The organism is Pontibacillus yanchengensis Y32 (assembly GCF_000770635.1).
Lineage (GTDB): Bacteria > Bacillota > Bacilli > Bacillales > BH030062 > Pontibacillus > Pontibacillus yanchengensis.
The window spans coordinates 76,333-86,057 of record NZ_AVBF01000009.1; the positions used below are offsets into that span (position 1 = coordinate 76,333).

General features: G+C 38.3%; 10 protein-coding genes. 5 read left to right on the forward strand and 5 right to left on the reverse strand.

Going from position 1 to position 9,725, the window contains the following annotated elements; translation table 11 throughout:
* Nucleotides 1-388 precede the first annotated feature (388 nt).
* Together N782_RS05260 and N782_RS05265 are read right to left on the reverse strand one after the other, a co-directional pair.
* Nucleotides 389-1,039, reverse strand: a complete 651-nt coding sequence (locus N782_RS05260) for a hypothetical protein (RefSeq protein ID WP_036817034.1) — start codon at nt 1,037-1,039, stop codon at nt 389-391.
* Between the two features lie 199 nt (nt 1,040-1,238).
* Nucleotides 1,239-2,300: a M23 family metallopeptidase gene (locus tag N782_RS05265; protein WP_052111188.1), complete on the reverse strand. Its 1,062-nt coding sequence runs from the start codon at nt 2,298-2,300 to the stop codon at nt 1,239-1,241.
* Between the two features lie 340 nt (nt 2,301-2,640).
* On the opposite strand from N782_RS05265, the gene N782_RS05270 reads away from it, so the two are divergent.
* A complete protein-coding gene (locus N782_RS05270) occupies nt 2,641-2,994 on the forward strand; it encodes a SpoIIAA family protein (protein WP_036817036.1) in 354 nt (117 codons plus the stop codon).
* Nucleotides 2,995-3,326: 332 nt separating this feature from the next.
* On the opposite strand, the gene N782_RS05275 is transcribed toward N782_RS05270, so the two are convergent.
* The gene (locus N782_RS05275) at nt 3,327-3,512 is read right to left on the reverse strand and encodes a hypothetical protein (RefSeq protein ID WP_036817037.1); all 186 of its coding nucleotides are present in this window, start codon (nt 3,510-3,512) and stop codon (nt 3,327-3,329) included.
* Nucleotides 3,513-3,874: 362 nt separating this feature from the next.
* On the opposite strand from N782_RS05275, the gene N782_RS05280 reads away from it, so the two are divergent.
* The 3 genes from N782_RS05280 to N782_RS05290 all read left to right on the forward strand — a co-directional run bounded on the left by N782_RS05280 (nt 3,875) and on the right by N782_RS05290 (nt 6,372).
* Complete coding sequence (locus tag N782_RS05280; protein WP_036817038.1) at nt 3,875-4,735, forward strand: AraC family transcriptional regulator; 861 nt, start codon at nt 3,875-3,877, stop codon at nt 4,733-4,735.
* A gap of 280 nt (nt 4,736-5,015) precedes the next feature.
* Nucleotides 5,016-5,378 carry a PadR family transcriptional regulator gene (locus tag N782_RS05285; protein ID WP_036817041.1) on the forward strand — a complete coding sequence of 121 codons (363 nt, stop codon included), beginning with the start codon at nt 5,016-5,018 and terminating at the stop codon, nt 5,376-5,378.
* Nucleotides 5,365-6,372: an HAAS signaling domain-containing protein gene (locus N782_RS05290; RefSeq protein ID WP_036817045.1), complete on the forward strand. Its 1,008-nt coding sequence runs from the start codon at nt 5,365-5,367 to the stop codon at nt 6,370-6,372. Before N782_RS05285 ends, N782_RS05290 begins: the two co-directional genes overlap by 14 nt.
* A 37-nt stretch (nt 6,373-6,409) precedes the next feature.
* Here the strand turns inward: N782_RS05290 and N782_RS05295 are convergent, their stop codons facing one another.
* On the reverse strand, nt 6,410-7,525 hold the full coding sequence (locus N782_RS05295) for a L,D-transpeptidase (protein ID WP_036817047.1): 1,116 nt from the start codon (nt 7,523-7,525) through the stop codon (nt 6,410-6,412).
* A gap of 123 nt (nt 7,526-7,648) precedes the next feature.
* The gene (locus N782_RS05300) at nt 7,649-8,227 is read right to left on the reverse strand and encodes a phospholipase D-like domain-containing protein (RefSeq protein ID WP_036817050.1); all 579 of its coding nucleotides are present in this window, start codon (nt 8,225-8,227) and stop codon (nt 7,649-7,651) included.
* Nucleotides 8,228-8,413: 186 nt separating this feature from the next.
* Between N782_RS05300 and N782_RS05305 the strand changes: the two genes are divergently transcribed.
* Nucleotides 8,414-9,643, forward strand: a complete 1,230-nt coding sequence (locus N782_RS05305) for a dicarboxylate/amino acid:cation symporter (protein WP_036817054.1) — start codon at nt 8,414-8,416, stop codon at nt 9,641-9,643.
* Nucleotides 9,644-9,725: the final 82 nt, after the last annotated feature.

A 9,725-nucleotide genomic window follows, 5' to 3' on the forward strand; every position in this document is an offset into this window, starting at 1 on the left:
AACGCATTAGGGTGAAAAATCACCTCACAACTACCGTGAATCGATTCCTTGTCCCCCCAGACGTTGAAGAGCTCCTTCATCAGAGATTTGTCCAGTTTAGTTCAGCCAGGAAACGGATCAACATGTAATTTGGATAGGTTAGTATGTTGCGATATGGGATTAGTTCTAGAGATTAGGGATTGATGTGAGGCTTGGCGGACATATGATGCGCTATTTAAGATATATGATAGCAGTTCGAGAATTTAATGGACATTGAGTACGCTATTTGTATAATTAGCCTCTTGTTTGAGTGTATTTACATCATATAAGGAATCGTATGTCCGCTCACGTCTCAAATATCGTGATTTTAATGCAAATAAGGTATCCTATGTCCGCTTAGGATATAGACTTAATGATCTATAAGCTTAAATGTTCTTACTCTCTGATTTCCGCTTGCTACAACTAGAAAATGGAGGTCTACTAGGTGATGGAGGATTCGTCTTGCATGGCGAGTGCTTATATTTAAATGTTGGGAAATTTCTAGTGGGGTAAATGGACGAAGCAAGCGACGTGCGTATCGTACAACTTCTGCTTCTGTCCAGGATAATTGTTGGGGAGTTTCTGTTGAGGTGTATCTACCAACAAAAGCCAGGATAAGCTGTTGGCATCTTTTCGGTTCATCCTTAATAGATAAGTAGGCAATGGGGAGTAGTGTCCATCCATCTAATGCTAATAATGAATGACGCCAGCATAAATCTTTGAATCTCCTTACATCAAGGTCTCTCGCATGAGGCCCGTATCCTTGTATTTCAATACACCCCTTTGTATCCCCGTGTCTGTATGCGAGGTCTAGATAACGATAGCCATTATTGAAATCACGAACTTCCCATTCAGGGTACAAATAATCAAAGTTTCCGAAAACGGGGAACCATATGGAGCGGAGAAATTCCACTGTACCATGACCCAACCCTTTTTCTAACATTTCACTTCTTTTAGGACTCTTCTCTTCAGTAATGTGTTGTTGTATCCACTCTTCATATGCTTGTTCAAATCTATTCATTTCTCACTCTCCTACCAATGTTTTATTTAATTCGATAAAAATTCATGAATTGTAGAATAATAGTATATAGGTTAATGGAAAATAATTCAATAAAGGTGTGCTTTTAGTAAGAAAGTTTATAACAGATTGGTGTAATGAATTAGGTCATGTTACTTCATACAAAAAAAGAAAAACCCTTGCAGTGCAAGGGTTTTTCTGTCTAGTCCTTTTCATCCACTAACTGAAAAGGTGTTTTTCCTAAATACATATCCGGATTGGAAGGTACATTGTGTACCCAAAATGTAAAGTGTAAATGAGGACCGGTGGAGAATCCTGTACTGCCAACTAATCCAATGATGTCGCCTTTTTCGACTTTCTCGCCTGCTTCGACTTTCAATTCGGACATGTGGATGTATTGGGAGAATAAATCCATTCCATGATCAATATAAACTGATTTTCCTGTAAGGTAAAAATTCTCAGAAAGAGCAACAACGCCATCATTTGTAGCTCTAATTGGTGTTCCGGTTGGTGCTGCCCAGTCAATTGCTGTGTGGCTACCTGAGTATTCACCATTTACGTAGCGCGTATATCCAAACGGAGTGGTTCTTTCTCCTTCAACAGGTGTCATGAATTCAGAGTCAGGTGAGAATAAAAACTCATCTGCTGACTGGCTTCGTGCTTTATCAATCATTTTTTGATCGGCCATGATTCGTTCTGTATTTCTTCTAATGTTTTGATTTTCTTCTGATACGGTGATATACGATTTCTTGAAGGTTTTATCTTTTATAGTTAATTGTTGAGTACCGATGTCATATGTCCCAGCTTCAATGCTCATTGGGATAGGGAGGTATGTATAGTAACCTGTGCCAAATGAGCTTAGGGTGTATTCTTTGCCTTGCCAATTAATAGTGCCAGGAGAGTCGTGTCGAACTAGAATGACATCTCCAGGTACAGCTGTATTTGGAAATAGTGCCCAATGTTTGTTCATTTCACGAATGGCTGTATCTTGATCTGGAAAATAACTAGCTTCTTTCGCTGCATCTTGTTGATCTTCGATGAATTTCATTTCTTTTGTTTCAGTTTTACTAGACCATACATCTGCATGATTACCGACCTTTTGTACTTTATTAGTGATTGTAGCGTAGTCGTAGTCCGGTTTTGATTGAACAATGGACTCATTAAGAAAAGTAAAAGATGCCGCCGTTATGATTAAGAGAGATGTTAAGAAAATAATGATTTTCTTTCCTCTAATCTTTTTGCGATTTGCATTTCCAGTTTCCACACCGCCTGCCTCCTTAAAAAGCTTAAAAATGAACCGTTCTTCTTTTGTATACTTCCTTATTATCGACCATTCCACTTTATTTGTAAATGTTAGGGACAATGAACGAATAACCTATTTCAATACCATGTAAACCTAAAGATGGAAGTGAAAACAACTAACATTCTTAAAAAGTAGGTTTATGAAAATTTTATTTTAATAAGAATAGGGGTTAGTAGTAAGGGATAGGTGTGTAACATATTACCCCATTATGAGTTGATGTTCCATTCAATATAGAAGTAAGTTTTAGCATCGATTATACAGGATATAGGTATAGTAGAAAAATAAATTGGAGGGTTATTCCATGATCACAATTAAACCTACAGATATTCAAAATACGATACGATGTGAAGTGAATGGCAAGATTACGGAAGAGGATCTAAAAAGCTTTGAAGAATTTTATCAAATGCATAAACCAGATCAAGGAAAAGTAAATTTCTTAATTGTTTTAAATGATATGGAAGGATTTACATTTAAAGGCCTTATGGAAGATTTAAAGTTAGCGAAGCATATGAAAGAATTCAATAAATTCGCTATTGTAAGTGATGAAAAATGGGTTGAAGCAAGCACCGAACTAGAAGACTTGCTACCAGGAGTAGATGTAGAACACTTTAGTCATAACGAAGAAGAAAAAGCAAAAGAGTATTTGGCTGCTTAACTGAATAGTTATGTAAAGAGCTTGGATGTCCAAGCTCTTTTTTTATCGTCATACACCAGGAAATTATAAAATTCAATGCTTGTGTATAACTGAAAAAGTGGTGCGGCCACGTCTAGCTCCAGCGCCCAGCGACTAGCAAACTTCCTGCACCTCCTTACGATAAGTCAACATCGAATCGCTACCGCTCTCCGTGTTTCCTTTCGGCCCACACGACATGGGTTGGTTCGATGTTGCTACGTGATGTAGCGGTTTTAATCGAACTTCCTCTACATTACTGTTGGCCAGTTTGTACGTCGCTAGCAGGGCGCTTGCGCTTTTGTTCTGAGAACATACTACTTGCCCACCAGCGCCATAAAACCTTTATATAGAAGGAAAAGAGAAAAGATTAAAACAGCTAAAATGCCAATGACAGTTGTTACTGGTTCTAAGCTTGCTAAAAACGTATCAGTTAAAGAAACATTAATTAATGCAAAACCTGCTAGAATACACGCGACCATTAATAAAATAAATCGATCCATTTTGGTCACCTCCTTTTTACAATGTATGTATGATTGTTTTAATAATGGTAAGTTTTTGAGAATGGGTCTTAGTCACTTGTAATATAAGAACACTAATTAGAGGGATGTGAAAGTAGGTTGTAGAAAATGATACTTAATCAAACACTTGAATAATTGTAGGGAAAACGAGCAATGAACCATGAAATTTCCATACCGAGGTTGGTTAGGAAGGTGGAATTACTACATGAGTGAAATGAGTATTCTTTAGAGATAGAGGAGAGGTTCTTTCAAGAAATTTAATATGATTTTGGTCATGATAAAACACAGTATGACAGGAAGCCTTTCAAGCCTCTTGATACTATATACGTAAGGGAGTGAGCTATATGGCGTGGGTAGAATCGTTGCAGAGGGCAATAGATTATATGGAAGCGAATTTATTAGATGATATTTCAATAGAGCGTGTGGCAAAAGAAGCGTGTACATCAGTTTTTCATTTTCAACGTATGTTTATGATCTTAACGGATATGTCTGTTGGCGAGTATGTAAGGCGTCGACGTTTAACACTCGCTGCACATGAATTATCGAGAACGGATAATAAAATTATAGATATCGCCTACAAATATGGCTATGACACTCCTGAGTCTTTTTCGAAGGCTTTTCGTAAGCAACATGGTATTACCCCAAGACAGACCCGAACCTTTACGGGAAAGATGCAATCTTATAATCGCCTGGTCATTCAGGTGAATGTGAAAGGGGCAGAACCAATGCAATATGAAATTGTGGAGAAAGAAGCGTTTCAAGTCGTGGGAATGAAGCAAGAGGTATCTTGTGTCGGTGGTCAAAATCATATAGAAATTCCAAAAATGTGGGATGAAGTGAATGCGGAAGGAACGGATAAATCGTTGTTTCAGCTGAATAATGGAGAAGTAAAAGGTGTACTTGGTGTTTGTGTTGATAAGGGTAATGAAAAACCAAACTACATTGATTATTGGATTGCCACAGCACATGAAGGAGATGTCCCTGAAGGGTATGAAGCACTTGAGGTACCAGCTTCGAAATGGGCTGTTTTTGAAGTTCATGGTCCGATGCCAGACGCTATGCAAAAGGTTTGGAAGCAAATTGTTTCAGAATGGTTCCCATCAAGTGGATATCAACATGCAGGCACACCTGATCTTGAAGTCTATTCAGAGGAAGACCCAGCAAGTCCTGACCTTTATTCTGAGGTTTGGATACCAGTTAAATAAAAAATAATGTGAATGGTGAGCAGTGAAGTAATACGATTATACTTCACTGCTTTTTTGAATTCCAAAAATACAAAAGAGCGATGTACAATACTTAACTTTTAAAATAGGTAGAATCAATAGGGAAGTAGCTTGTAATCTAAGCTGCTTCTTTTTAAAAAGTATAACTTCTACATATACGAAGCTTGTATTTATATAAAAGGTAATTATTTTGTTAATACCATTAATATTTCATATACAATAATGTGCGTCGCACACTATAATAGAAATAGGAGTTGATGGTATGAGCGATACAAATGAGCTAGTGAATAAACTAATGCAGGAAGTGCGTAGAGGAACGATTACGATTGGTGTATTAAGCCTTCTGAAAGAACCTCAATATGGGTATTCACTCGTTACAATGTTGAAAGATAAAGGAGTTGAGGTAGAACCAGGCACACTTTATCCGTTGCTTCGAAGGTTAGAGAAGCAAGGGATTTTGGAAAGTGAATGGGATACCAATGAAAGTCGGCCGCGAAAATATTATTTCCTTAATACAAAAGGTGAGGAAGTGTATAACATGCTATGTGAAGAATGGAAGAAAATCGTAACGAGCATGGAAGGGTTAATTGGGTATGGAGGAGGTGACAGAAATGGAAATGATTGAACGATATATATATGCAGTAACGCAGCGATTGCCTGAACACGAAAGAAAAGATATTGCTGAAGAATTACGTGGATTAATCGAGGATATGTTAGTGGCTCATTATGGTTCTCAAGATTATACCGAAGAGCAAGTTCATCAGGTTCTTGCGGAGCTTGGAAATCCGAATGAATTAGCCGAGCAATATAGAGGTTCGAAGCGCTATCTCATTGGTCCAGACTTATTTCCATCCTATATCTCTATTCTTAAAATCGTAGCATTCGCTATTCTGACTGCAATGAGTATCGTTTTCGTGATCGAAACCATTATCGACCCTAAGGCTATTATAGGGAATTTGATAAGCTTGATTACTTCCTTAATTAGTGCTGCTGCTCAAGCTTTTGCTTGGATTACAATCGGATTTGCGATAGCTGACTACAATGGAATTGTTCCGGATGAGTTGAAAAAGCACACTACAAGGGAGTGGACGCCAACAGATCTCCCGGAAATTCCTGACCGCAAAAAACATATAAAACGAGCAGACGCAATTATTGGAATCATTTTCTCCGTGGTTGCGCTAGTATTTGTGACGTTTTCTCACGAGTTGATTGGAGTGCCGATTTTTAGAAATGAAGAGCTAATGGGGATCATCCCAGTTCTGAATGTAGAATCATTTGATAGCCTATTACCTTTTATTTATACAATAGTGGCTATCGGTATAGGGAAAGAATGTTTAAAGCTTATCTATGGGAAATGGACAAAACAACTAGCCTTTTTAACTATGATTATTAATGTGGTGACGTTAATGTTGGTTGCCTTGTTGTTTACCAACCAAGTTTTTTGGAATCCTGATTTCATGAGTGAATTTGCAAAACTTGGTGGTGTGAGCTTACAAGATGAACTGTATGCGCTGATAAAGCAAGTTTGGGAACAAGCAACGTTTTGGACTGTCATTGGATTTGTGGTTGTTACCATCATTGATACGGTTGTAGCTTTTTATAAAGCGTACCGAAAATAAACATGCCAACGCCAGTGAGTTTGAATCTCACTGGCGTTTACATATGCCATCTATACACTTTGTCCGGGGCTTCTTCTTTAGTGGTATCAGACGTTGTTGGAAAAGGTGGAAGTCCATCTTTAAACTGCGCTGGTGGAGGAGAGCCTTCCTTAACGATAAAAGGGGTACCTTTGGAAACATAAGGATACAGCGTTTCGATATCTTCGTTAGTCATCCTTATGCATCCAGCACTTTTATATTTTCCAATTGAATCAGGATCATTGGTACCGTGGATGGCATAGTTTTGCTCTAAAGCTAGACCTCTTGTTCCAAATACGCCGTTCCCTCCGTTTGGATTCGTGACACGTTCAGAGATCTCGCTTGTGACAAAAGGAAGTCCATCTCCGCTTCCAACAAGGTACGAGGCAAGGATGGTACCTTCTTCCGTTCCAAGAGCCAATTGATTTACTTCTGGATAAAAGAACATTGCTAACGTTGGTACCTTTTGTATAGATTGGGAAGAACGATTAGGCATATCTATGGCATACCCACTACTGGTTTTGGTGTAGATTACATCAGAGGGGAAAGTAGTTAAGTAATTAGATGGTGGAGCGGCAGTAAGGTTTTCTGCCAAAAGGGGTGGTCCTTGTTCCTCCTCTGTATAAGAAGTGATGGCAGTTTTCATGACCATTAGTAAGAGGTCTTCCTCCGTATAAGATGGTGTTTCTGTAACCATTGGAGGAGATTGGTCGTGAAAGAATGTCTCTTCTGTCTGATAATAATGATGTTCGACATTTGCCTGGTGTATATATTTATCGTTTGTAACAATCGTACGGAATAGTAGGAATATAGTTAACAGCATTAATATAGAAGCAATTAGAAATAACCAAATCAAACTTTTCGGTGTTGAAGGAGCCGGTGGAGCTACTGTTTTAATAGGTTTTTTGATTTGCTGAAGATCTACTTTAGCCTCATAGTGATTCAAAGAAGCGGCTTTTAGTAGGCGATGTTTGTACCCTTTGTTATCTCCTGTTACCTTCGCTTCTAGAGCATACTCGTACCACTTTTCAGCATCATAGGGGTTATAGTGCAAATACTTACGTAAAAATCCATGATCATGCTTAGATAGAAATACATTAGGCTTTACTTCTACCAATACATCTGAATCCTTCAAGAAGAACTCCCCCTCACTTTATGTTCTTTATTAAGAACTTATGTTTTATAGTAATTATAGGTGAAAACCTTTGATGAAGCAAGAGGTTGGGGAAGCTTCGTTCTTAATTAAGAAAAACAAAGGTTAACTTATTCTCTTTTTGTCATAGTAGTCTTGATAAAACAAATAACTCACACCATCCTTCCACAAATTTTCGAACGCTTCGCTTAAGGAAAGGGCAAATGTTTTATTCGTTATTTTCATAAGTAACTCATCATTTTTTCGATCAGCATTATAAGTGAAATTATACGAGCCAGCTAAGACATTGGTTTTGTCTGCAATCAACATTTTGATATGCATGGTGCCATCATGCGTGTTTGTTCTAACGGCAATTCCATGGTCAGACATTTCTTTTATATTTTTGTATTGGGCATCGAATGTTTTTAGTTGTTCTCTATCGGTAAAGACACGAACGGTAACTCCACGTTTTGCGGCCTGGCATAGTTCCTTGGCTATATTTTTATCTGAAAAGAGGAAGATAGCTACATCAATCGTTTGTGAGGCATTTTCAATGGTTTGGATAATTTGTTGTTTAGGAGCGCGATTGGTCTTGGATAAAAAGTAATCAAGTGAATAGGTTTCCTTGTGCTTCTTTTTGGCAAATGCATAACCGACGTATGAACCCGCTAACAAAGAACATCCTGCAGTAATCAGTAATTCCATTGTCACTCCTCCTTACACAATCCTTATGTTTACCCCGATTTGTCCTATACAACATTTAGAAATGGGGAGAAGATAAGTCGGTTTAATTGGTTGACTTATAGTTCTGTTATGTAGTAATTTATGATAGGAATTCCGATAAAAACTATAGGGATTGTTAACATAAAGATAGAAAAAGGAGGGGAAGACATGAAAAAGCTTTGGGGATCTTATCTTAATGCATCGCTCATCTTAAAAATTACAATAGCACTTATTCTTGGTATTATCGTTGGGTTAATTTTCGGTGAGCAAGCAACCGTGTTTGCACCATTGGGCGACTTATTGATGCGATTACTTCAGTTCATCATCATTCCGCTTATTTTGTTTACCCTGATTGTAGGAATCAATCAAACGAAATTAGGTAATTTAGGAAGGATGGGTGGAAAGGTATTTCTTTACTATGTCGTAACATCTGCATTAGCTATTACGGTAGGATTAGCGGTAGCTAATGTCTTCGAGCCAGGTACAGGAATTACACAACCGCCAGAAGAAGAAATTGAGGCCAATGAACACCCAGGTATCGCAAGTGTGTTACTAAACATTGTGCCAAAGAACATCGTAACAGCCTTTGGTGACATGAACCTTCTAGGCATCATTTTCACAGCATTTACTTTTGGTATCGCCATCGCAGCACTCAGAAGTTCAAAAGAACATGCTGATTTGGGCGAGCATGTATATAAACTCGTAAATGGATTAAATGAAGCAACATTTAAAATTATGAATGCAATCCTTCAGTACGTACCAATTGGGATTTTTGCTATTATTGCTGGAACGATAGGGCAACAAGGTCTAGATACGATTTTATCTCTTGGAAATATGGTACTCGTGCTGTATATTGCGTTGATTGTACAAGTAGGTATTTATGTTCTATTTATGCTTGCATTTAAAATGAAGCCAGGTGAATTCTTTGCTCAAGCTCGCACACCTATGATTACAGCATTTGTAACGCAAAGTAGTTCAGGTACATTGCCTGTAACATTAAATGCCGCCAATCGCCTTGGCTTATCCAAGAGTCTATATGGCTTTAGCTTACCGCTAGGCGCTACGATCAACATGGACGGTGCTGCTATTCGTATCGCAGTCTCCGCTGTATTTGCTGCGAACTATGCAGATATTTCACTAGGATTTACGAGCATGTTATCCATTGTCATCGTTGGCACACTTGCCTCCATCGGTACAGCAGGTGTCCCTGGTGCTGGTATTGTGATGATTGCTACTGTGTTCTCACAAGTTGGTCTGCCAATGGAAGCTGTAGCAATACTCACATCCATTGATGCACTAGTAGGCATGGGAGCTACTTCCCTGAATATCACAGGTGACCTTGTCGGCACATCTATTATTAACAAAACAGAAAAGAAGCATGAGGAAGCCTCTGCTTAGTTATTTAGAAAAAGTACTACTTTAACTGATAACAAAAGAGGCTGGGACAAAACCCAGTAAATTAAACTAAAAGTGGCCCCCA